The organism is Thiohalophilus sp. (assembly GCF_034521165.1).
Lineage (GTDB): Bacteria > Pseudomonadota > Gammaproteobacteria > UBA6429 > Thiohalophilaceae > Thiohalophilus.
The window spans coordinates 61,230-82,330 of sequence record NZ_JAXHMV010000016.1; the positions used below are offsets into that span (position 1 = coordinate 61,230).

The following is a 21,101-nucleotide window of genomic DNA, read 5'->3' on the forward strand; positions in this document are numbered from 1 at the left end:
GCCTGGACCACCACCAGGAGACTGCCTGTGCGGCGCTGGCGCCAAAATAAGCCGCGCATTATACCCAAAGTGACAAAAAATGTGCATGACAATCGGGTGCCGGAGGGTCGATTTTACGGAAAATCGGTCGGGCGCAGGCCTGTTTGGCGCTGTCGAGCCGATATGGGGCCGGATTTGCCCGCTTCAAGCGGACCAGAGAATATATAAATTGGAATCCTTGCCTGTGCCGGGCGGGCGCGAATCAGCGCAAATAGTGGCGATATTCCCGTACAAGAGGGTGTTCCTCACCCAGCAGATTGAAAATGCGTCGCATGGCCCGGGCGGCGTACCCCTCTTCAAAGTCAGGGGACTGCTCGAAAATAATCCCCAATTCCTGCAGCGCCGGGGCGTAGTCTTCGCTTACTACGTGGTGAGCCACCAGCTGCCGGCGTATTTCCAGCGCGCCCGGCGCCTCGCTCAGCTGCGCTTGCAGGCTGGCACGGTCCTGATCGGGATCGCGCTCGGCAAAAAATGTCAGCTGATCGTGCAGGCGGCGAATTTCGGGGTGTTCGGCGTGATAATCGGGCAGGCTGTCCAGAACCTTCAGTGCCTCCGCGTAGCGTTGCTCATGCTTGAGCAGTTTGCACAGAGTCAACGGCAGGCGCGGGTTGTCGTGATCGGCCGCCACCGCTTCGGCAATCATCTCGTAAGCGGCCTGTTGCTCACCACGGGCATACAGATCGACCGCGTCGGCCAGCGCCAGATCCGACTCCCGGGCCACGTAGTGATCCAGCAGCCGGCGCACGGCCTGCTCCGACTGGTAGCCGTGACGGCTGACCACCACCTCGCCGCGGCGAAACAGTTTCAGGGTCGGCACGCTGATAACGCCGTAACGGCGGGCCAGCGCCGGTTCGGCATCCACATCGATGGTGACCAGCAGGGCACGGCCCTCGTACTGCTGAACCACCTTCTCCAGCACCGGCGACAGATCGGTACAGACGGTTGCGCCGGGCGAGCAGAAGTTGACCAGCACCGGTCCCTGATGGGAGTTTTCCAGCACGCGCGCGGCAAAATTCTCGCCATCGGCGCTCAGGATATAGGGGGAATCAGGCGTCTCGCTCATCGTCTGTGACACCGGCTTTGCAGGAATTGGGCCATCTACTGAAACACATCCCCCTCTGCGGTTCAATTCGGGCGGCGGCGGCGCTGGCCGGAATTAAATTTTTTGTTGTTGTGTGGCGTTGAAACGGGGTATGATGGCCCTACTTCGTGAGAAGTCATGGTTCCGAAAGGCACCGTGTTACTAACTGCATATTATTAAGGTTCTTCAAGAAATACCGGCGCGACCTCAGTTGTACCTTCCCGATTTTTCCTGAATTCTGCCTCAAATGATTTGCACGACCATTATTTACATATAGAAAGATTGAGGTATTTTCCATGACTAACGGTACCGTTAAGTGGTTTAACGAATCCAAGGGTTTCGGCTTTATCACCCCGGAAGACGGTGGCAAAGACGTCTTTGTCCATTTCTCCGCCATTGTCGGTGATGGCTTCCGGACTCTGGCTGAAGGCCAGCAGGTCAGCTTTGAAGTCGAACAGGGCCCCAAAGGTCCGCAGGCAGCCCGCGTTACCGCCGCCTGAGCCGGATTTCTACAATCCGCACATCGAAACGGCAGCCCCAGGGCTGCCGTTTCTTTTTTTAGTCCCGCCAGAATAGTCCGCCCTTGTATCCTCCCGGGGCGAAAATCGCGCCTCGCCAGCGGCGTGCTATCTTTAGCTGACCACCTCACAAACAGGACAGCCCGCCATGCGCCTGATCCACGCCCCCGGTTTCTTTGTCGGACTCGTGCTGATCCTGCTCGGCCAGCTTGCGCTTTCACTGGCGGCACAGGCACAACCGCTTCGGGTCACCCTGGGCACCGCCACGCCCGGCGGCGGCTTTCAGCTGTTCGGCCAGCACCTGATCGAGGTCATCAATACCCACAGCACGACGATTCAACTCGAGGAACAGTCCACCCGGGGAAGCCGCCAGAACCTGACATTACTGGAAAAAGGGACCCTCGATCTCGGCCAGGTGGAGGGCAATGCAGCCCGCGTGGCCCTGGAAGGCCTCGGTCGCGAGAAGGCCAATCTTAAGGTGCTGTCGGTCATGTATCCCAATCCCGGCATGTTCGTGGTGCGGGCCGATTCGCCCTATCAGCGTATCGCGGATCTCGAGGGCCGGCCGATCGCTTTTGGCACCCGGGCCTCGGGGTTGCGGATTCTGGCGGCCGACGTCCTTGACGGCCTCGGCCTCAGCCCCGAACAGGATTTCGAACCCATCATTCTGGACAGGGCCGCTGACGGACCGGTGCTGGTACTGGAACAAAACGCCGCCGCACTGTGGGGCGCGGGAATCGGCTGGCCGGGGTTTGTCAAAGTCGCCGACAGTCCAGTCGGGGCACGCTTCATCGCCCCGGATGCCGAACAGATCGCCCGCATACGCCAGCAACACCCGCATCTCGCACCGATGTCGGTGCCCGCCAACACCTACCGGGGTCAAAACGAGGCGATCGACTCCGTCGGACTCTGGTCGCTGATTCTTATCCGCCCGGATCTCGATGAGGAAACCGTCTATCAACTGGCGCGCGCCCTGCACCAGAGTGAATCGGCCCTGGCCGGGCAACTGGCCCAGGCCCGTTACACCACGACCAAAAACACCGTGGAACAGGTCCCGCCGCAACGCTTGCACACCGGTGCCGCGCGCTATTATCGCGAGATCGGGTTGCTGCCATAACCCGTAACGGAACGGTCCGTGCGGTAATCACTGTGCCCGGACAGTACTCATGTATATCGCGGACACGTTGTCCGGATAAGACATGCTTCTCGAACAACTCGCCACAATGTTACAGACTTGTTGCAATGTTGCCCGACAAACGACATAGCCCGCAAATAACTCACCGAACCGCTTCACGACAAGCGCCTGCCTGATAGAATGAAATCCATTCACGTTTTGAAGGATGCAAACGCCATGTTCCGACGCCTTGTGTGCGGTATATTCAGCCTGACTATTTTACTGGCGACGAGCGCAGCGGCCGCGTCCGAGATCACTATGCAACCGCAACAGGTTGCCGACGGTATCTACGCCGTTATCCCGCCGACCCGGGAGTTACCCAATCCGCAAAATCGTGGCTGGAATTCGAACAGCGCCTTTGTTGTTACCGGCAACGGCGTACTGGTGGTGGATACCGGCAGTTCCACCGAGATCGGTAATGCCTTGAAAACGGCGATTGCCGGGGTAACCGATCAGCCGGTGCGCTGGATTCTCAACACCCACGCCCACGGCGATCACTGGCTGGGCAACGCGGCCTTCGAAGACACGGTCGAGCAAATCTATGCGACCCCATCGGTCATCGATCAGATCAAATCACAGGGAGAAAACTGGGTTGCCAACTTCAAGCGCCTGACCGACGGCGCGACCGGTGATTCCAGAATTGTCCCACCCGACACGCCCATTGACTCACGCCAGGAACGACAACCAGGTAACAAACGAATCGTGCTGTTTCCTTCCGGTGACAGCCACTCGCCGGGCGATCTGCTGCTCTGGCTGCCGGATGACAGGGTGCTGATCAGCGGCGATGTCATCTACGCCGATCGCATGCCCTCGACCAACAATTCAAACCTGCAGCAATGGATCACCCTGCTGCCCGAGCTGGAACAATTGCAGCCCGACGTGGTCATACCGGGACACGGTAGCGTCACGGATGTTCGTGGCATTAAACGGCTGTATGAACTGCTCAGCGCGCTGTGGCAGGCCGTGGAAGAAGGGGTTAATAACGGCCTGGCCGCCTATGAGACCGTACCGCTGGTACGCGAGCGCCTGGCCGACTTTGCCGGAGCCTACCCCGGCATGAACAAGAAACTGCCACGGGATGTGCCACGGGTCTATTTACAGGTTGAGGCCGCCACCTTCTAAATAACTGTTTCTAAAAGCTGCGCAGAGGTGCAGGTCAGATTGCACACCGCGCTATCTGACATTTTAGCGACAAGGCCGGGGCATGAAACCCGAACCACGAAGGCTCGAAGTCACGAAGAGTCGTTGTCACTATGCAGACGGCGTAATTGCGGCTCAAGGCAAAACGCCATACTGCGTTCCTTCGTGTCTTCGTGTCTTCGTGGTGAAACTTAACCCGGGATATCATTGTCGCACGCATGCATGATTCAACCACCGATGTCCCCTATCCAATCGACAGGAGCTCTATAGATTTATGCACCTGGGTAACACGACAAGCGGTTACGGTCCGGTGGCCATTATTCTCCACTGGCTGACGGCACTGGCCGTCATCGGCCTGTTTGCACTGGGGCTGTGGATGGTGGAGCTGACCTACTACGACAGCTGGTATACCACGGCCCCGGCGATCCACAAGTCGGTGGGGTTGCTGTTGTTTGTGCTGGTTCTGCTGCGGCTGGTATGGCGACTGGGCAATCCCCATCCCGAGCCGATCGGCCCACCGCTGGAAAAACGTCTGGCTGTCGTCATGCACTGGCTGCTCTACCTGTTTTTGTTGGCGGGGCTGATCAGCGGTTATCTGATTTCCACCGCCAAGGGCAAGCCGATCGAGGTGTTTGACTGGTTTGCCGTGCCGGCCACCGTGCACGATTTGCCCGACCAGGAAGACATTGCCGGGCTGATTCATCTGTGGCTGGCCTGGGGGCTGATTGTCCTGAGCAGCGGCCATACCCTGGCGGCACTCAAACACCACTTTTTCGACCGCGACGCTACCCTGCGTCGCATGTTACGTTCTATCCATAATGACTAACAAGGAGTTCACTATGTCACGAACACGCCTCACCGCATTCATGCTTGGTATGTTGTTGATGATTTCCGGCCCGCTCATGGCCGCCGAGCAATACAAATTCGATACCAAAGGCCAGCACGCTTTCATCGAGTTTCGTATTCAGCACCTGGGCTACAGCTGGCTGTATGGCCGCTTCAACGATTTTGATGGCAGCTTCACTTATGATAAAGCTAACCCGGGCAAGTCGAAGGTCAACGTCACCATCGACATGAGCAGTATCGACTCCAATCATGCCGAACGGGACAAGCACCTGCGCGAGGAAGATTTCTTCCACGTCAGCAAATACCCCGAGGCCCGTTTTGTCAGCACCTCCTTCGAAGAACATGGTGACGGTACCGCCACCCTCAAGGGGGATCTGACCATCAAGGATGCGACCCGCAATGTAAGCATCGACGTAGAACACATCGGTCACGGTGAAGATCCCTGGGGCGGCTATCGTCGTGGCTTTCAGGGCACCACCACCATCAAGCTGAAGGATTTCAATATCGATTACGATCTGGGCCCGGCCTCGACCTACGCCGAGCTGGAGCTGTCGATCGAAGGCATTCGTCAGTAACATTCCACGCATAACCGTGAAATCGGGTCGGTAACAAACGAGAAGGATTTTCATTAGGGTTTGTCACCGACCCATTCCTGGATGCTGGTAAATACATCGAGAAATGTTATGACCCATAATGAAACGCATAAATCGAATCGTGTGGGCTGGTTACGCGCCGCTGTTTTAGGCGCGAATGACGGAATTGTGTCTACAGCCAGTCTTATCATTGGTGTTGCTGCTGGAAGTGCGACACATGAAAACATTCTTCTTGCGGGTACTGCTGGACTGGTGGCCGGGGCCATGTCAATGGCGGCTGGTGAGTATGTGTCCGTCAGTTCTCAGTCTGACACAGAAAAAGCGGATCTAGCCCTCGAAAAAACTTCATTAGAGAATGATATAGAGTCCGAAAAAGTTGAGCTTGCCAATATATACCAAAACAGGGGTGTTGAGCCTGTTTTAGCAAAACAAGTTGCTGAACAACTAATGGCCAACAATGCTCTGGATGCGCATGCTCGAGATGAAATAGGTATATCTGAGACTGTTAGTGCCCGGCCTGTTCAAGCGGCATTCTCTTCAGCGGGTACATTTACAATCGGTGCCGCACTTCCTTTAATTGTGACATGGGCCACCCCCGGCACCTATCTAATATCTGCTGTTGGAATCTCATCTCTATTATTTTTAGCACTTCTTGGTGGACTGGCTGCGCGAACTGGTGGTGCACCAATTACTATCGGCGCTATCAGAGTGACCTTTTGGGGCGCACTCGCTATGGGTCTAACTTCCGTTGTAGGTCGTATATTTGGCGTGGGTGGCTGATAGGGCATTAATAAGTTGAGTACGCATAACTAATGACAGCTAACAATCACATGCACTCGGACAGCAAAAAAGCGGCGCGGCTTACGCTACGCGCCTGCCACAGCGCTTTTTTACTGCTAGTGATGTGAAGCGTTAACGCTTGATTAATGAGAAGGAAAACGCCCAACGGGGTCAGGTCTTGCCTTTTGCCTTTCAAGAAGCAAAACGCATGACCCGCCCCCAGGAATTGGTCGTTATGCGAAAATGTCGTTGACATACCATAATTGGTATATATACTAAACATAGTATGTGGGCGATATATGAACACAGGCGCGTTTCCAAACAACTCAATTCAATTCCAACCGACGTACTGAAACGGTACGAGAAGTGGAAGGATATCGTGACCCTGTCTGGTCCTCATGGATTGCGTAAAATCAAAGGGTTACGTGATGAATCGTTAAGTGGGGAGTGGAAGGGGCACAGGTCATCCCGCTTAAATCAGCAATATAGAGTTATTTATAAGGTCGAGAAGGATAGAATTCTCATAGAAGTTGTAAGTGTAACGCCTCACGATTATCGGAGGAAATAGTATGAAAGATTATTCCAAAGCCAAACCACGTATTGATGTCTCCGTAGGAGAATCTGTCAGAATCCTGCGTGAGTTGCAGGAACTCAGCCAAAACGAGCTGGCCGAATTAACAGGCATTCCACAGTCAACAATTTCCGCGATAGAAAATGATCGTGTTCAACTCGGAGTCGAAAGAGCAAAAGTATTGGCACGAGCACTGAATTGCCATCCGGCTGTACTGGTATTTCCTGGCTGGGATATTGAGCGCGAATCAGCCGCATAATAATCGGTGCCTCGCGACCGGCTTCCCCGGCGCGTGAACCCGAACGTTAACGCTTAATTAATGAGAAGAAAATGATCACTGTTTCGATCACCCCGGAACTGTCCAGGCAGCCACGGACGCCGTTCAATCACTAAGCTGACGCTCCCGCTGATGCACAAAAGTATAGATCACCGGAATCAATACCAGGGTGATCAGGGTGGAGGCGGTCAGGCCGCCGATGACCGCGCGGGCCATCGGTGCCTGGGCATCCGCGCCCTCGCCGATCCCCAGTGCCAGCGGCAACAGGGCGAGAATGGTGGTCAGGGTCGTCATCAGGATCGGGCGCAGGCGGCGGCGCCCGGCCTCGATCACCGCCGGCTGCAGTTCGAACCCTTCACGGCACAGGCGGGTGGTTTGATCCACCAGCAGAATCGCGTTATTGACCACGATCCCGCCGAGCATGATACAGCCAATATAGGATTGCAGGTTCAACGTGGTGCCAGTGACAAACAACATCACGATCACCCCGATGGCGGCAAGCGGGACCGATATCATCACGATCAGCGGATCGCGGAACGATTCATACTGTGACGCCAGCACCATGTAAACCAGTAAGACCGCCAGCAGTAAGGAGATCAGCAATTGCTGAAATGCTTCCTGCTGCTCCTCGAACTTGCCGACGATCAGCAGCTCATAGCCACGCGGCCGCGGGATCTGATCCAGCCGGGTCTGGATAGCCGCCGCCACCGAGCCCAGATCCCGGCCGGCGATATTGCCGGTGACGGTGATCAGTCGTTCCTGATCCTTGCGTTCGATGATCACCGGCCCCTGACTAAAATCGATCGTCACCAGATTGCGCAAAGTGACCTGCTCGTCGCGCGGAGTACTCAGTGCCAGATTCAGCACTTCCTCGATATCGCGCTGCTCGACGTCCTCGATCTGGACCAGAATGCGATAGGAATCCCCTTCAGTACGGTATTCACCGGCCTGCGATCCGGCCACGGCCGTCTCGAAGACCTCGGCCACGTCGCGCGGGCTCAGGCCCAGATCCGCTGCCTTGTTACGATCGATGTCGATCGCCAGTTGCGGAATGCCGGCACGACGGCTGATTTCCACATCGGTAATGCCCTCGACTTCGGCCATCGTCACGGCTACCCGTTTCGATAGCTGGTCGATCGTATCGAAATCGAAACCGCGAACTTCCACACTGATGCCCTCTCCCCCGGCCAGCAAACGCTCCAGCAGAAACTGTCCCTGTGGCGCGCGGGTGCGGATTTGCATGCCCGCGATCTTGCCCTCCAGCCGCTGGCGCAAATCCTGTGCGATCTCGGTATTGGAACGCTCACGTTCGGTGGCGGGGACCAGTGACAGGCGGATCTCGCCGCGCGAGGCACCGCCAGCCCGCCGGCTGGCGGTCACCACGCTGGCGACCGAGGAGACCATCTCGGGCACCGCCGCATACACAATGGATTCCATCTTGCGGGTCTGGCGATCCACCAGATCCAGCCGGGTCCCGACTTCCATTTCCCCGCTGATCCGAACTTCGCCTTCGTCACTGGGCGGCAGAAACTCGGTGCCGATAAACGGCAATAACAACAGGCTGCCCAGCAACAGACCGACCGCGCTCAGAATACTGCGGCGCCGATAACGCAGAGCCAGAGACAATATCTGCTGATAGCGGCTCGCCAGTTTATCCAGTCCCTTGCCGCTGGCGTCAATCAGCCGGTTCAAACCGGCATAGCGGCTACGATACGTCCAGGAAGCGGACTGCCCCGCAAGCAACCGCCCCGCCATCATCGGCACCAGGCTCAGGGAAACCAGCAGGGCACACAACAGGGAAAATACCACCACCAGGCCCAGATCCTGAAACAGAATACCGGTCACCCCTTCGACGAAGACCAGCGGCAAAAAGATCACCAGCGTGGTGATAGTACTGGCAATGATGGCCGTGCCGACTTCGCGTGTGCCTTCCACGGCGGCCACCGGCGTAGGCTCGTTGAGTTCCTGGCGACGTCGAAAGACGTTTTCCATCACCACCACCGAGCTGTCGACCATCATGCCGACCCCCAGCGCCAGTCCCGCCAGGGTCATGAGATTGATGGTCAGCCCGGCGAAATACAACAGGGCAAAGGTGGCAATCACCGAAATGGGAATCGCCACCGAGATAACTGCAGTACTGCGGATGTTACGCAGGAAAAACAGCAGCACCAGAATCGCCAGCGCCCCGCCATAGAGCACCGAGCGGGACACATTGGTAATCGAGCGTTCGATAAAGTTACCCTGGTTAATCACGGGCACGATCTTCAATTGCGGGTAAGCGCGATTGACCGATTCGATCTCCTGCAAGATCCGGCGCGAGACCTCCACGGTATTGGCGCCCGACTGTTTACGCACCGCCAGGCGCACGCCCTGTTTGCCGTTGATCCGGATGATCCGATCCTGTTTCTCGTAGGTATCCACCACCCGTGCAATCTGGCCGATAGTGACAAAACCGTCCTCGCGTCGAACAATGACCGTATCGCGGATCTGATCCAGGCTGGCAAACTCGGCCGGGGCCCGCAATGTCATCTGGTAACGACCCTGATCCAGATTGCCGGCCGGCAGATCGAGGTTGGCATCGCGCAGGGCGTCCAGGATCTGGTTCATCGGCAGTTGCAGGGCATTGATACGATCAGGATCCAGCTCGACGCGAACTTCACGATTGAAGCCGCCCCAGGGATCCACCTGCGCCACCCCGGGGATCCGGGTAAAGCGATGGCGGATATGGTCTTCGATGATCTGGGTCAGCTCGACCGGGTCGATATCGCTCGACACCCCCATCAAGACGACCGGGAAGCTGTCGATGTCGTACTTGCGCACCCGCAGCCCGGTCACCTCGTCCGGCAATTCACTGCGCTCGTCATCGAGCCGGGCGCGCATGTCGGATGCCGCCACATCGATGTCCGTATCCCAGGAAAAACTGACCCGCACGTTGGCCGTGCCTTCGGACGATTGAGAAACGATTTCCTCGACGCCGGGCACCGTGGCCACGATCTCCTCGAGGATCTGGGTAACCATCCGCTCCATGACCTCGGGGCTGGCGTTTTCATACTGGGCGCGGACATTCAGGGTGGGCAGTTCGACACTGGGCAGCAGATCGATCTGCAGCCGGGTCATCGATACCAGGCCGATAATGATGATCGCCAGCGCCACCATGCTGGTGAACACCGGTCGTCTGACGCTGGCGTCGGCAAGAATCATTCGTGCCTACTCAACGACCCTGACAGCGGCACCGTCATCGAGAAACTGCTGGCCCAGGGTAACGACCCGACCACGCAGATCCGCCGGTTCGAGAATGCGCCGCCAGTCGTCCTGACGAAAGTCCGCGGTCACCGGCTGCCAGCGCACCTGCTGTGCCTGCTCGTTGAGCACGAAGACGCCCTGCTCACCCTCGCGCACGGTCAGCGCCAGTTCGGGGACACTGATGGCCTGATTAAATTCCTGCAGGGCAATAGTGGTGCGAATAAACATGCCCGGCTTGAGTTTGTGATCCGGGTTTTCCACGCGCAGCTCCACCCGGGCCTGGCGCGTGGCTTCACTGAACACCGGGGCGATGCGTTCGATACGCGCCGCGAACGATTCGCCCGGGTAGGCGGCGGTGGTCAGGGTGGCCGGTTGCCCGGCTTGCAGATGGGCATAGCCGCCCTCGGTGACCTGAATCACCGCCAGCAACGGCGCCGGCTCGACCACGCGCAACAAGGCCGCATTGGCCGAGACGGTATCGCCCTCATCAACATAGCGTTCGCCCACCACCCGCAGCTCCTGACCCTCGCTCCATTCCGCCCTGACCCGGGTATAACCCAGCTGGATACGACTGGTTTCCAGCACCGATTCGGCCTTGCGCAGATTGGCACGGGCTACCTCCACTTCCGCCTGCTTGGCCAGCTGATTGGCCTTGGCGACATCGTACTGGGTGTCGGTGGTCAGCCCCTGCTTGCGCAGTTGATCCACCCGGGCCAGTTCCCGCCGGGCGATTTCCAGCGCGCTTTTGGCGGCTTCGAGATTGGCACGGGCGACCTCGAGCTCCGCTTCAGCCCGGGCCACGGCCTGCTGGTACTCTTCATCGTCCAGTTCCGCCACCACCTGGCCGCGGGTGATCGAATCGGCCAGGTCCACATAGAGTTTCTTGACCCGGCCGCTGATCTTGGGCGCCACCACAAACTGGGCGCGGGCCTGCAGTGTCCCGCTGAAGGTCCGCTGCATCTGCATGGGGCCCCGGCGCACTTCGGCAACTTCAACAGGCAGGGCCCGGTCGGACTCCCTGCCCTGCTGCCGGGGTGCTTCATTAATGTTGGTGTACAGCAACCAGCCGGCCGCAATCAGCACTGGCAGCAATAACAGCAGCCAGGTTTTTCGCTTACGCCAGATCATAGCCATTCAATTCACTCGGTTACGGGAAACGGGGCATCCCGGGATGACGCCAGTATCACGGCCAGGCTGTATGGCCGGATGGCAAGATTCTGATCATAGAGTTTGAGTTCCGGCTGGCGTCGGGGTTCCATTCTATCACTGTCAATACACCGCAGCGCCTGTCGGGCCGATCGGGCAGGCAGGGCAACAGGCCGATGAATCGCGTCATCGGCACCAGTATTTCCGGGGGGCATTTCCGTGGGGTCAGAGAAACTTTGTCCGGGCAGCCAGCGCCTCCTGGCTCAGTGTCACATCACGCAGTCCCGAGCCGTCTTCTTCGGCGCCCATCACCACGCCGTTGCCGGAGACGGGAATCAGGCTGTCGATCTGAAAGCGTCCTTCGCTGCCGCGCAGGAAACACTCTTCATCAAAAAATAGCCGATCACCGCTGGCGTCGACCTCGTCGATGGCGATGGTCTCATAACCGATGAGTTTAACGATGTCCTCGAAACGGCCGATCTCGATGGGCTCAATCGATCGGGATTGTGGGCGAATCAACAAAGCTTTCATTGGTCTGCTCCTTTTATATATAAAGACAGGACGTCAGTTGACACCCAGCTCCAGCACCGACGGCAAGACCAGTGTAATAAAGCCGGTAATCAGAACGGCACCGATGAGATTCAATAACACACCGACCCGTGCCATCTGTGGAATCGTCACCTGACGACTGGCGAACACAATCGCATTGGGCGGGGTGGCAACCGGCAGCATAAATGCAAAGGAGGCGGCCAGGGCCGCGGAGGCCATCAACGCCAGCGGGGCAATTTCCGCCGCCAGGGCAAAGCCGGACATCACCGGTAATAACAGTGAGGCGGTCGCGGTGTTGGAGGTAACTTCCGTCATGAAGATCACCAGCAAGACCACCGCGCCCACCAGGACAACCATGTTCGCACCCTGTAACAGGGTCAATTGCTGCCCCAGCCACTCGGTGAGGCCGCTGGCGGCAAAGCCGCTGGCCAGGGCAAAACCGCCACCGAACAGGATGATGATATCCCACGGAATGCGCACGGCGGTTTTCCAGTCGAGCAGAAACTGCCCTTTTTTAATATCCGCCGGGATCACAAACAACAACAGCGCGCCGAGGATCGCCACACTGGAGTCGGTGATCTCACTCAGCGCCGGGATTTCGTTTATCAGGCCCCGAAACAACCAGACCAGCGCCACGAAACCAAACACGATCAACACCCGCTTTTCCTGCTTGCTCATCGGCCCGAGTTCATCCAGTTGCTGGCGGATAACACGACGTCCCCCACTTAATCCCTCGGCCATGGTCTGGCGAAACGCCACCCGGGTCAGGAACCACCAGGTAATAAACAGCATTACCACCGACAAGGGCGCGGCGAACAGCATCCACTCGGCAAAACCGATGCTGTAGCCGTACTGTTTTTCCACCACGCCGGCGAGAATCGCATTGGGCGGTGTCCCGATCAGGGTGGCGATCCCGCCGATGGAGGCGGCATAGGCAATGCCCAGCATCAGGGAAATGCCAAACCAGGTCGGTGTCAGGGCTTCATCCTCCGCCGGCTGTTCCGGCGATAACTGGCGCAATACCGCCATGCCGATGGTCACCATCAACATGGCGGTGGCGGTATTGCTGATCCAGCAGGACAAAAAGGCCGTCGCGAGCATAAAGCCCAGCAATACCCGGCTGGGCGTGGTGCCAACCAGGCAAATAGTCTGCAAGGCAATACGTTTGTGCAGTCCCCAGCGCTCGATCGCCATGGCGATCAGAAAACCGCCCATGAACAGATAAATCAGATGGTTGGCATAGGAGGCCGTGACCTTCGCCGTGGGCATCACGCCCAGCAACGGAAATAATGCGATCGGGATCAGGGCCGTCGCCGGAATCGGGATGGCTTCGGTAATCCACAGGGTCGCCATCAGCAGGGTGACCGCCGCGGCCTTCTGGCCTTCCGGCGACATGCCTTCCGGCGTCGGGATCAAGAGCATAAGGACAAACAACAGCGGGCCAAGTGCCAGGCCGATCAATTGCCGTCGGCTAAAGCCGACTTCCTTCAGTTGCATGTTATCCCCCTGTTTCGACCGGTACCAGCCCGGCTAAGCCATTACGACTACCATACTTAAACGCCCCCGGGCCGGCAATCATCCCGTCTGCGCGGACAAAAAAACCCGCATCCAGGCACGGATGCGGGTGGGTTACCACCAATGGCAGAGGAGTTATTGGAGGAGTTTAAAAGTCGTGCTTGAGGCCGAGCATGAAGGTGCGCGGCTTGCCGGGACGCAACCCGGCCGGACGCCGGGCCACCGCATAGGTCTCATCCAGCAGGTTCTCGACGGTCAGATACACCTTGCTGTTCTCGGCGAAGCGATAATCACCGCCAAGATCGACCACCAGGTGGGAGTCGACCTTCTCATCCGCCGGGATGCCGCCCTGACCGGCTACGGTCCGCATTTCATCCTTATACTTGGCGGCCAGATCCACACGCCAGTTGCTGTATTCCACACCGATTCCGGCCGATAACTGATGCTGCGGCAGATAGGGCAGTTCATCGCCCGGTTCCACGGTGCCCCACTCGCCGAAGCTGCTGGAGAAGCCGTTGTCGAAGGTGGCATCGGTATAGGTATAGCTCAGGCGTACCGGCAAACCATAAGCCTTGCCACTGTCGGCGGCCAGATCCCAGCTGAGAGAAGCTTCCAGTCCCTGCACGGTCACTTCACCGGCCTGGAACTGATCGCCGATGGTGCAACCGCCGCCGCTGGATGCGGTGCAGGTGCCCAGCAGGTTGCTGTAGTCGTTGTAGAAGGCAATGGCCTCACCCTGCATGCTTCCATCGTTATAACGCAGACCGGCTTCGAGGTTGACGCTCTTCTCCTCGTCCGCATCGGAGCCTGGTGACGGCGGCGTAAAGCCGCGATGAATGCCGGCCAGCAAGCGAACCCGATCATTGAGCTGATAGGTTGCACCGAAACCGGGGATCCAGACATCAATCGAGTGCTCGGTGACAGTCAGACTGCTACCGGTGCGGCCGGGATCGCTGGTGCCGTAATCCTTGCGTTCGGTGTCGATGGACTCATAACGCAGACCTGGCTGCAGGGTCCATTTGTCAAATTGAATGGTATCCTGCACAAAGGCGGCCAGAGCCGTTGCGCTGGAGACCCGGTTACTTTCGGAGCCCGGTGCACCGGCGGTGGTCAGCACCATGGTACCATTATCCATCTTGTATTGATCGACATGCTGGAAACGGTCGATCTCGTCCTCGTGATAACGCAGGCCGTACTCGATATCGTGCCGTGCGCCGCCCTTGTCGAATGACATGGCCAGCACCGACTGGACACCCTGTGAATAGTATCCACGGTTATTGGCCTTGACCGACAGATAATCATCCGCGCTGTCCCCACCCTTGATGACCGCCATTTCTGCCGAGAAGGTCGAGGGATCATCCAGGATGGAACTGATACCGTTACCGTTGACCTTGTCCAGCTTGTACCAGTTACGCGCGAAATCCTGGCGATACAGGGTCGTTGTCACATCCGCCTTCGGAGACAACTCGGCAAAGTGACGCAGGCTATACTGTTGCTGATCCGCATTCATTTGATCGCGCTGCGAGGCGGCGTAACGCCGAAGAGGTGTCGCATTGAAGTCGTCCTGAGTCAAACCCAGATAGGTTTCGTTGGAGACCTCGTCATAGGCGCCCAGCTTGAGTTCGAGCTCCTGGTAGGTCTTCGCATCCGCGCCGGTAACAACACGGAACTTGGTCAGGTAATCCTCGGTATCGAAACCGGTATTACCGCCATTGTCCAGGTCCTTGAAACCGTCGGAGCTGTACTGGAAGGTTTCCGCCATCCAGCCAAACTGCTCACCACTGTCACCCACATGAACATGGGTGCGACGGGTGGTATCGCTGCCCTGACTGACATCGACCTGGCCACCAAACTGATTGGGAATGGAACGGCTGATCAGGTTCAGCGCGCCACCGGTGGTATTGGGGCCGTATTTAATGGAACTGGACCCCTTGCGCACTTCCACCGACTCCATGCGTCCGGCGCTGGGGAAATAATAGGCCGCCGGTGCCGAATAGGGCGCCGGCGCGGCCAGTACACCGTCTTCCATCAGCGTGATACGCGCACTGCGATCCACGCCCGTGCCCCGCATGCCGATGTTGGGCCGCAGGCCATAACCATCTTCTTCCTGCAGATTCACGCCCGGTACTTCACGCAGAATACGATTGATATCGCTGTACTCGTGTTTTTCCAGCTCTTCCTCGCTGATGAAATGCGCGGAACCGGCGATCGCCTGGGCACCTTGCTGACTGCCGACCACGGTAACCCGCTCCAGTACCCGGGATTTCGAGGTTTTGCCTTCGTCGGCATACAGCACCGGCGAGGTCAGCGCAAAAGCGACCGCAGCAGCCAAAGGCGCCAGGCGACATGATGTAGTAGTGGTCTTACAGGTTTTTTGTTTGCTGTGCATGACAGTCTCCCATTGATTGAACGACATTTCTGGGCTGGCTGACCGGCATCAATGGATGCACAGCTGGCTGGCAGTAAATTAATGTTGAATGTTGAGTTTTGAATTTTGAATTCGTTACTTGGTTAATATCAGTTTGCCGCTGCGGGTTCGCCGCAGCATGTAAATCTCGCCCCGGTGTTCGATATGCAAGGGCCGGCCGTCCGGCAGCAAGGCCTCGCTACTGATCAGGTGCATACCGGATTCGGATGTATTGCGATTCCGGGGTTCCGGATTTGACGATCGTTTTTCACTCATCGCGCTACTGTTTCTCCGGTTCGGTGACAAAACCGATACGTTCTATGCCATGGCGCCGGGCGGCCGCCATCACTTTGGCAATCGACTCGTAGTTCGCGGCCCGATCCGCTTCCAGATGCAGCTCCTGTTCCGGTTTGTTGACGCTCTGCAGGCGTGAGGTGAATTGCTCCCACGACAGAGCATCGCCGTCCCACAACAATCCCCCGTCGGCCTCGATACCGATCACGATGGTCTGTTCATCCTGTTCGCTGGGACTGGATGAAGCCGCCGGCAGATCCACCTTGACCGCATGGGTGATCACCGGCGCGGTAATAATGAACACCACCAGCAATACCAGCATTACATCCACCAGCGGAATCATGTTGATCTCCGCCATCGGTTGTTCCGCCGACTGTCCGAAACCGCCGAAGGCCATTACGCCCCCTCCGCCGCCACGCGCAGCGACGGTTTCACCGCATCGGATTGACGGGAGAGCCCGGCGCCGGTCATCAAAAAGGCGTGCAGATCGTGGGCGAAAGCATCCTGCTCATCCATCAGCACCCGGTTGGCCCGCACCCTCGCGTTGTAGGCGAGGACCGCCGGAATCGCCGCGGCCAGGCCGGCGGCGGTCGCGATCAATGCCTCGCCCAGCGGACCGGCCACCACTTCCATGCTGGCATTGCCCTGGGCGGCGATATCCAGCAGGGCGTGATAGATCCCCCAGACAGTGCCGAACAGGCCGACGAACGGGGCGGTACTGCCCACCGAGGCCAGCACGGTCAATCCGGACTGCAGGCGAGTGCTCTCGCTGTTCATTGCGTTGCGAATAGTACGCACCAGAAACTCGTCGGTACTGCAGGCATCCCCCAGTCGGGTATGTTGCCTATCCCGGTAATGGCGCAGACCGTTGATACCGGCCAGGGCAATGCGTCCCAGCGGACTGCCTGACTGTTGTACCACCTGCTCGGCTTCATCCAGATCATGGGCGTTCCAGAAACCGTCGAGAAAACGGCGGTTGGCTTTACGTTGCCCACGCACCAGCACGATGCCGGCCAGGATCAGGTACCAGGTGGCGACGGACATCAGCACCAGCGTGACAAATACGGCAATCAGCACTCCGTCGCCCTGCGCGAAAACGTAATCCAGTGACATAACGCTCAACTCTCCAGTTTGAATGTAATCGGCACGACCACCCAGGCTGCGATAGCCGAACCACCACGGCGCGCCGGCTCAAAACGCCAGCGCTTGACCGCCTGCAATGCAGCCCGATCCAGTCGCGTCGAGCCGCTGGAGCTGGCCAGTTCCACCTCCTGCGGATTGCCATCGGCGCCGACCCGTACCCGCAGTTGCACATCCCCTTCTTCGCCCAGGCGCAGTGATGCGCGGGGATAATCAGGTGGCCGGTTATTCAGGTACTCGTCCTCGAACAACGGCTGACTGGTGACCGGCTCCGGATCCCCCGTCTCCGTTGTCTCCGTCTCCTCGGGCGCCTGTTCCGCTTCGCGCGTCGGTTCCGGCTCGGGTTCCGGCTCCGGTTCTGGCTCCGGCTCGGGTTTTGGCTCCGGTTTTGGCTCCGGCTTTGGCTCCGGCTTTGGCTCCGGTTTTGGTTCGGGCTCCGCCTTGCGCTCCACCATGCTCACCTGGATGGTGCGCTGGGCGCTGACTCTGGGTGCCTGCGGGTCACTGACGCTGGCCATCCAGACCAGCGCTCCGCCGTGAGCGGCCAGACTGACCAGCAGCAGTGCCACTTTCAATGAGGGACACAGCAACTTGTCGCGACAGGCGCCTAACCAGCGACCGTTGCCTGCTGTCCCCATCGTCTCTGGCCTCCAGTAAAATCAGTCAGTTAGCACAGGGCCTCCACCGGATCCCTACAGAGCAGAAATAGTAATGGTAATGAGAATCGTTGTTAATTAGATTAATAAAATTTATCCCCGCAGGCCCCGACCCCGGGAAAAGATTTCGTTTTCCGGCCGATTAGAGGTAAAACAGGGAATCTGCCAGGAAACTGGACATGGACTACCGGGAGGAGCTCATATGAACAAGCTCGGCAAACTGCTGCTCGCCTGCCTGCTCTGTCTTGGCCTTGTTGTCGGCCTGGTCTGGCTGGTTCAGCCACTGACCCAGGCTGCAATGACGCGCCCTGAATACCGCGTACTGGAATCGACCAGGCCGACAACAAGGCCACAGTTATCTCCGCCGGAGCGCGCTGCAGGTTACGGCCAGGATAATAACCGGCAACAGGCATTATTAACTGCTATGTTTTTACAAAAGGCCGTTTTCTGAGGCTTGACGTCAATTGTCGCCCCGCCTTACGGGAAATCGCCTCGCATCGCGCTCTGCAGACACTGATGACAATCGCAGGCACACCGACACCATGCAGAAAGCCCATGCCGATAAAAAAAATTTCGTCTGACCAGCTTGAGATAGGCATGTATGTCTCCAATCTCGATCGCCCCTGGACTGAAACACCCTTTATGTTTCAGGGCTTCGAGTTGCATGATCAAAAGGAGATCGCTGAGCTGCAACGCCACACGCGTCATGTCTATGTCATCGTTCCGGATGAGGAGATCGAGCTAACCGCGCGAGCTTCCGATAAACCCTTCATGTCAACGAATAGCGAACTTCTGAATCAAACCAGCTACAGGAAGACGGTTCATATTGATAAAGAAATCCACAGGGCCAGACAAAATCACACCGCTTTCATTAAACTTTTCAATGAGCTCGAATCATATATTCGTACAAAAGGTACTATCCCGTTCGAAATTGTCCAACAACCTGCCAGAAAGCTGGTCAGTAGTGTCACCAGTAACCCCGATGCCTATGTCTGGCTTACCCGGCTACGAAAATTCGACTCCTTTTTATACAAAGATGCACTGACATCCGCCGTCTGGGCAACCGCCCTTGGACGCAAGCTGGGCATTGTCGAAGAACAGTTACAACATCTCGCTGTTGGTTGTCTGTTGATGGATATAGGCAAACTTTGCCTGCCAACGGAACTGCTATATAAAGACCAGCGTCTTGACGACACTGAATGGGAGAAAATGAAATCCCACGTTGAGCTTGGCATCAACCTGTTGCAGAAGAGCGCGGATTATCCGGACAGTGTGTTCGAGATCATTCGCACGCATCACGAACGTCTCAACGGTGGCGGCTATCCCTCTGGGCTACAGGGAAGTCAGATCCCCCTGTTTGGACAGATAGCCGGCCTTGTGGATCAGTATGTCGCCGTCACCAGTCCACGTCCTTATGCCGAGACGCTATCCCCCTCCAGGGCGGAAGAGATGTTGTACAAACAACGAGGCAGGCAGTTCGATGAAATGTTGGTGGAATACTTTATCCAGACGCTCAGCACCTATCCAACTGGGTCTCTGGTTGAACTAAGCTCAGGCGAGGTGGGTATCGTCAAGGCCCAGAAGAGCGGTCATAACCTGCGACCGGATGTCATCCTCCTGCTTGATCCGGACAAGCAACCTTACGGTTCTTACACTCTGGTCAGTCTGGATAATTACAGCAAAGACCGGCACCCGGTCAGCATCCGACGGACTTTGGCCGACGGGGAATATGGCATAGAGATACAAAAACTGTCCTTTTAAACAATCCGGAGCAAAGGAACCATCAACCGCAACGATATACGCCGGATAATTATCTTATAACATGTCGATATGAGGCAGTGTACTGAGACCACCCATTGCCTGCAGCACAGTCAGACTTATCATGCCCTTGACAACCTTCTCCAGGCCGTCATCGATAAGGAAACGGTGTCGTCGGTCGTTGAACTGGCGATAGAGAGTACGGCGATCGGCCATTTGATCCGGCTCTCCTCCGGGCTAAAGCGGCGTTTAATATTGAGCCGGGCCATCGCCTTGAACTGATTGATCATGAGTTGACCTGTTGTCTCACTCAACAATGTAGCATCGAGGATTCGGCCATCGATCCGCAGGCGTACCAGAATACCGTCCGAATTTGAATCCAGATGAATATCCGTTGCCCGTTCGCGCATCGCATCCACAAGCAGGGCCTTGGCTTCCGGGGGCAGATCCTCGGGGTGATCTTCGCGCTTTTCATCGGTCTGTGAGATAACCTGCAACAACTCCCGGGTCAGCCGCTGGTGAAGTGGCCGTAACCAGTCTTCCCTCTCCTAAATCTGCTCATTCGGGTCGTTGTCGGATTGCCGATTCATTTTCAAATCTCCACTTTCCTGCTCGTTCTATCGACAAAGACAGTCTTTTCGGTCTGTACTCACCGAATTACGGTAACTAATTTTGCAGGGCCTTTTCAGCGATTTACAAGCCGGGCAGGGGATTCAGGCAATCAGATTCTTCTCCTGCAAGGCCGAGTTTATTACTCAGGATTTTGGTTCCACACGTCAGCCGACCCGTTTCTGCCCTCAGGCATACCCGTTATGGCCTAGGTACTTACCCTGATTTTCTTTTAGTGGAAAAAGCGGATAATAGGGAATTGAAACGGCGTTTCATCACTTCGCATGGAAGCCGGGCGCAATCCGATTTCCGACTTTTCGATTAGAAACGACCTAACAGGGATGCACCGGAACAGGATTTAGACCTATGACCAGAATCTCGGTATTACGTGACAGCCAGCAGATCACGGTGTGCGAACTCGCCGCCGGCACGCTCACCATTGGCCGTGCCGAGGACAACAGTCTGCACCTGGATGATAAAACGATCAGCAAGCATCATGCCCGCATTGTGACCTACTTCAATGCCACGCACGTCGAGGATCTGGGCAGTACCAACGGCACCTATGTCAATGGCAAGAAGGTCAACAAAAAAGTTCTGCAACCGGGGGATGTACTGAAAATCGGCGCGCATCAACTGCGGCTGGATCCCGAATCTGATCAGGTGAAAACCCTCGTCTGACAGAAAACCCGCTATCAGCCGACGGACATAAAAAAGCCGGGCGATGGCGTCAACATCGCCCGGCGAGGCCCTGAGACACATTATCGG

The 21,101-nt window shown here is 57.2% G+C and carries 22 protein-coding genes; 11 read left to right on the forward strand and 11 right to left on the reverse strand.

Features of this window, described 5'->3' with window-relative positions; all coding sequences use genetic code 11:
- Positions 1-241: 241 nt before the first annotated feature.
- Complete coding sequence (locus tag U5K34_RS14840) at positions 242-1,102, reverse strand: tetratricopeptide repeat protein (RefSeq protein ID WP_322569183.1); 861 nt, start codon at positions 1,100-1,102, stop codon at positions 242-244.
- Positions 1,103-1,416: 314 nt separating this feature from the next.
- On the opposite strand from U5K34_RS14840, the gene U5K34_RS14845 reads away from it, so the two are divergent.
- From U5K34_RS14845 to U5K34_RS14875, 8 genes are all read left to right on the forward strand, one after another.
- Positions 1,417-1,620: a cold-shock protein gene (locus tag U5K34_RS14845; RefSeq protein WP_322563992.1), complete on the forward strand. Its 204-nt coding sequence runs from the start codon at positions 1,417-1,419 to the stop codon at positions 1,618-1,620.
- Positions 1,621-1,786: 166 nt separating this feature from the next.
- Positions 1,787-2,755 (forward strand): TAXI family TRAP transporter solute-binding subunit, encoded by a 969-nt coding sequence (locus U5K34_RS14850; protein ID WP_322569184.1) that lies wholly within the window; start codon positions 1,787-1,789, stop codon positions 2,753-2,755.
- A gap of 234 nt (positions 2,756-2,989) precedes the next feature.
- Positions 2,990-3,934 carry an MBL fold metallo-hydrolase gene (locus tag U5K34_RS14855; protein ID WP_322569185.1) on the forward strand — a complete coding sequence of 315 codons (945 nt, stop codon included), beginning with the start codon at positions 2,990-2,992 and terminating at the stop codon, positions 3,932-3,934.
- A 292-nt stretch (positions 3,935-4,226) separates the two neighbouring features.
- The gene (locus U5K34_RS14860) at positions 4,227-4,778 is read left to right on the forward strand and encodes a cytochrome b (RefSeq protein WP_322569186.1); all 552 of its coding nucleotides are present in this window, start codon (positions 4,227-4,229) and stop codon (positions 4,776-4,778) included.
- Positions 4,779-4,791: 13 nt separating this feature from the next.
- Positions 4,792-5,373 (forward strand): YceI family protein, encoded by a 582-nt coding sequence (locus U5K34_RS14865; RefSeq protein WP_322569187.1) that lies wholly within the window; start codon positions 4,792-4,794, stop codon positions 5,371-5,373.
- A gap of 108 nt (positions 5,374-5,481) precedes the next feature.
- Positions 5,482-6,171: a VIT family protein gene (locus tag U5K34_RS14870; RefSeq protein ID WP_322569188.1), complete on the forward strand. Its 690-nt coding sequence runs from the start codon at positions 5,482-5,484 to the stop codon at positions 6,169-6,171.
- A gap of 286 nt (positions 6,172-6,457) precedes the next feature.
- Positions 6,458-6,739, forward strand: a complete 282-nt coding sequence (locus tag U5K34_RS16240) for a type II toxin-antitoxin system mRNA interferase toxin, RelE/StbE family (RefSeq protein ID WP_416224113.1) — start codon at positions 6,458-6,460, stop codon at positions 6,737-6,739.
- A 1-nt stretch (position 6,740) separates the two neighbouring features.
- On the forward strand, positions 6,741-7,001 hold the full coding sequence (locus U5K34_RS14875) for a helix-turn-helix transcriptional regulator (RefSeq protein ID WP_322563987.1): 261 nt from the start codon (positions 6,741-6,743) through the stop codon (positions 6,999-7,001).
- A gap of 123 nt (positions 7,002-7,124) precedes the next feature.
- Here the strand turns inward: U5K34_RS14875 and U5K34_RS14880 are convergent, their stop codons facing one another.
- From U5K34_RS14880 to U5K34_RS14920, 9 genes are all read right to left on the reverse strand, one after another.
- A complete protein-coding gene (locus U5K34_RS14880; RefSeq protein ID WP_322569189.1) occupies positions 7,125-10,220 on the reverse strand; it encodes an efflux RND transporter permease subunit in 3,096 nt (1,031 codons plus the stop codon).
- A 6-nt stretch (positions 10,221-10,226) separates the two neighbouring features.
- The gene (locus U5K34_RS14885; protein ID WP_322569190.1) at positions 10,227-11,396 is read right to left on the reverse strand and encodes an efflux RND transporter periplasmic adaptor subunit; all 1,170 of its coding nucleotides are present in this window, start codon (positions 11,394-11,396) and stop codon (positions 10,227-10,229) included.
- Positions 11,397-11,633: 237 nt separating this feature from the next.
- A complete protein-coding gene (locus U5K34_RS14890) occupies positions 11,634-11,939 on the reverse strand; it encodes a hypothetical protein (RefSeq protein WP_322569191.1) in 306 nt (101 codons plus the stop codon).
- 33 nt (positions 11,940-11,972) lie between these two features.
- A complete protein-coding gene (locus U5K34_RS14895) occupies positions 11,973-13,454 on the reverse strand; it encodes a DASS family sodium-coupled anion symporter (protein WP_322569192.1) in 1,482 nt (493 codons plus the stop codon).
- 166 nt (positions 13,455-13,620) lie between these two features.
- Positions 13,621-15,861, reverse strand: coding sequence for a TonB-dependent receptor family protein (locus U5K34_RS14900; RefSeq protein ID WP_322569193.1), 2,241 nt, complete (start codon positions 15,859-15,861; stop codon positions 13,621-13,623).
- Between the two features lie 114 nt (positions 15,862-15,975).
- Complete coding sequence (gene hemP / locus U5K34_RS14905) at positions 15,976-16,095, reverse strand: hemin uptake protein HemP (RefSeq protein WP_322569194.1); 120 nt, start codon at positions 16,093-16,095, stop codon at positions 15,976-15,978.
- Between the two features lie 64 nt (positions 16,096-16,159).
- Positions 16,160-16,570: a biopolymer transporter ExbD gene (locus tag U5K34_RS14910; RefSeq protein ID WP_322569195.1), complete on the reverse strand. Its 411-nt coding sequence runs from the start codon at positions 16,568-16,570 to the stop codon at positions 16,160-16,162.
- Entirely contained in the window at positions 16,570-17,286 is a 717-nt protein-coding gene (locus U5K34_RS14915; protein WP_322569196.1) for a MotA/TolQ/ExbB proton channel family protein, read from the reverse strand. Before U5K34_RS14915 ends, U5K34_RS14910 begins: the two co-directional genes overlap by 1 nt.
- A 5-nt stretch (positions 17,287-17,291) precedes the next feature.
- Positions 17,292-17,951 carry an energy transducer TonB gene (locus U5K34_RS14920; RefSeq protein WP_322569197.1) on the reverse strand — a complete coding sequence of 220 codons (660 nt, stop codon included), beginning with the start codon at positions 17,949-17,951 and terminating at the stop codon, positions 17,292-17,294.
- A gap of 220 nt (positions 17,952-18,171) precedes the next feature.
- On the opposite strand from U5K34_RS14920, the gene U5K34_RS14925 reads away from it, so the two are divergent.
- Positions 18,172-18,420 carry a hypothetical protein gene (locus U5K34_RS14925; protein ID WP_322569198.1) on the forward strand — a complete coding sequence of 83 codons (249 nt, stop codon included), beginning with the start codon at positions 18,172-18,174 and terminating at the stop codon, positions 18,418-18,420.
- Positions 18,421-18,524: 104 nt separating this feature from the next.
- Complete coding sequence (locus U5K34_RS14930) at positions 18,525-19,730, forward strand: HD-GYP domain-containing protein (protein ID WP_322569199.1); 1,206 nt, start codon at positions 18,525-18,527, stop codon at positions 19,728-19,730.
- Between the two features lie 119 nt (positions 19,731-19,849).
- Here the strand turns inward: U5K34_RS14930 and U5K34_RS14935 are convergent, their stop codons facing one another.
- Complete coding sequence (locus tag U5K34_RS14935) at positions 19,850-20,224, reverse strand: ATPase, T2SS/T4P/T4SS family (RefSeq protein WP_322569200.1); 375 nt, start codon at positions 20,222-20,224, stop codon at positions 19,850-19,852.
- Positions 20,225-20,702: 478 nt separating this feature from the next.
- On the opposite strand from U5K34_RS14935, the gene U5K34_RS14940 reads away from it, so the two are divergent.
- Positions 20,703-21,014, forward strand: a complete 312-nt coding sequence (locus U5K34_RS14940) for an FHA domain-containing protein (protein ID WP_322569201.1) — start codon at positions 20,703-20,705, stop codon at positions 21,012-21,014.
- Positions 21,015-21,101 lie beyond the last annotated feature (87 nt).

Coding starts and splice junctions, on each gene's coding strand:
- U5K34_RS14845 (WP_322563992.1), top strand. CDS start 1,417: ATGACTAACGGTACCGTTAAGTGGTTTAACGAATCCAAGGGTTTCGGC.
- U5K34_RS14890 (WP_322569191.1), bottom strand. CDS start 11,939: ATGAAAGCTTTGTTGATTCGCCCACAATCCCGATCGATTGAGCCCATC.
- U5K34_RS14880 (WP_322569189.1), bottom strand. CDS start 10,220: ATGATTCTTGCCGACGCCAGCGTCAGACGACCGGTGTTCACCAGCATG.
- U5K34_RS14900 (WP_322569193.1), bottom strand. CDS start 15,861: ATGCACAGCAAACAAAAAACCTGTAAGACCACTACTACATCATGTCGC.
- U5K34_RS14840 (WP_322569183.1), bottom strand. CDS start 1,102: ATGAGCGAGACGCCTGATTCCCCCTATATCCTGAGCGCCGATGGCGAG.
- U5K34_RS14910 (WP_322569195.1), bottom strand. CDS start 16,570: ATGGCCTTCGGCGGTTTCGGACAGTCGGCGGAACAACCGATGGCGGAG.
- U5K34_RS16240 (WP_416224113.1), top strand. CDS start 6,458: ATGTGGGCGATATATGAACACAGGCGCGTTTCCAAACAACTCAATTCA.
- U5K34_RS14855 (WP_322569185.1), top strand. CDS start 2,990: ATGTTCCGACGCCTTGTGTGCGGTATATTCAGCCTGACTATTTTACTG.
- U5K34_RS14895 (WP_322569192.1), bottom strand. CDS start 13,454: ATGCAACTGAAGGAAGTCGGCTTTAGCCGACGGCAATTGATCGGCCTG.
- U5K34_RS14925 (WP_322569198.1), top strand. CDS start 18,172: ATGAACAAGCTCGGCAAACTGCTGCTCGCCTGCCTGCTCTGTCTTGGC.
- U5K34_RS14860 (WP_322569186.1), top strand. CDS start 4,227: ATGCACCTGGGTAACACGACAAGCGGTTACGGTCCGGTGGCCATTATT.
- U5K34_RS14920 (WP_322569197.1), bottom strand. CDS start 17,951: ATGGGGACAGCAGGCAACGGTCGCTGGTTAGGCGCCTGTCGCGACAAG.
- U5K34_RS14865 (WP_322569187.1), top strand. CDS start 4,792: ATGTCACGAACACGCCTCACCGCATTCATGCTTGGTATGTTGTTGATG.
- U5K34_RS14930 (WP_322569199.1), top strand. CDS start 18,525: ATGCCGATAAAAAAAATTTCGTCTGACCAGCTTGAGATAGGCATGTAT.
- U5K34_RS14875 (WP_322563987.1), top strand. CDS start 6,741: ATGAAAGATTATTCCAAAGCCAAACCACGTATTGATGTCTCCGTAGGA.
- U5K34_RS14940 (WP_322569201.1), top strand. CDS start 20,703: ATGACCAGAATCTCGGTATTACGTGACAGCCAGCAGATCACGGTGTGC.
- U5K34_RS14885 (WP_322569190.1), bottom strand. CDS start 11,396: ATGGCTATGATCTGGCGTAAGCGAAAAACCTGGCTGCTGTTATTGCTG.
- U5K34_RS14915 (WP_322569196.1), bottom strand. CDS start 17,286: ATGTCACTGGATTACGTTTTCGCGCAGGGCGACGGAGTGCTGATTGCC.
- U5K34_RS14850 (WP_322569184.1), top strand. CDS start 1,787: ATGCGCCTGATCCACGCCCCCGGTTTCTTTGTCGGACTCGTGCTGATC.
- hemP (WP_322569194.1), bottom strand. CDS start 16,095: ATGCACCTGATCAGTAGCGAGGCCTTGCTGCCGGACGGCCGGCCCTTG.
- U5K34_RS14870 (WP_322569188.1), top strand. CDS start 5,482: ATGACCCATAATGAAACGCATAAATCGAATCGTGTGGGCTGGTTACGC.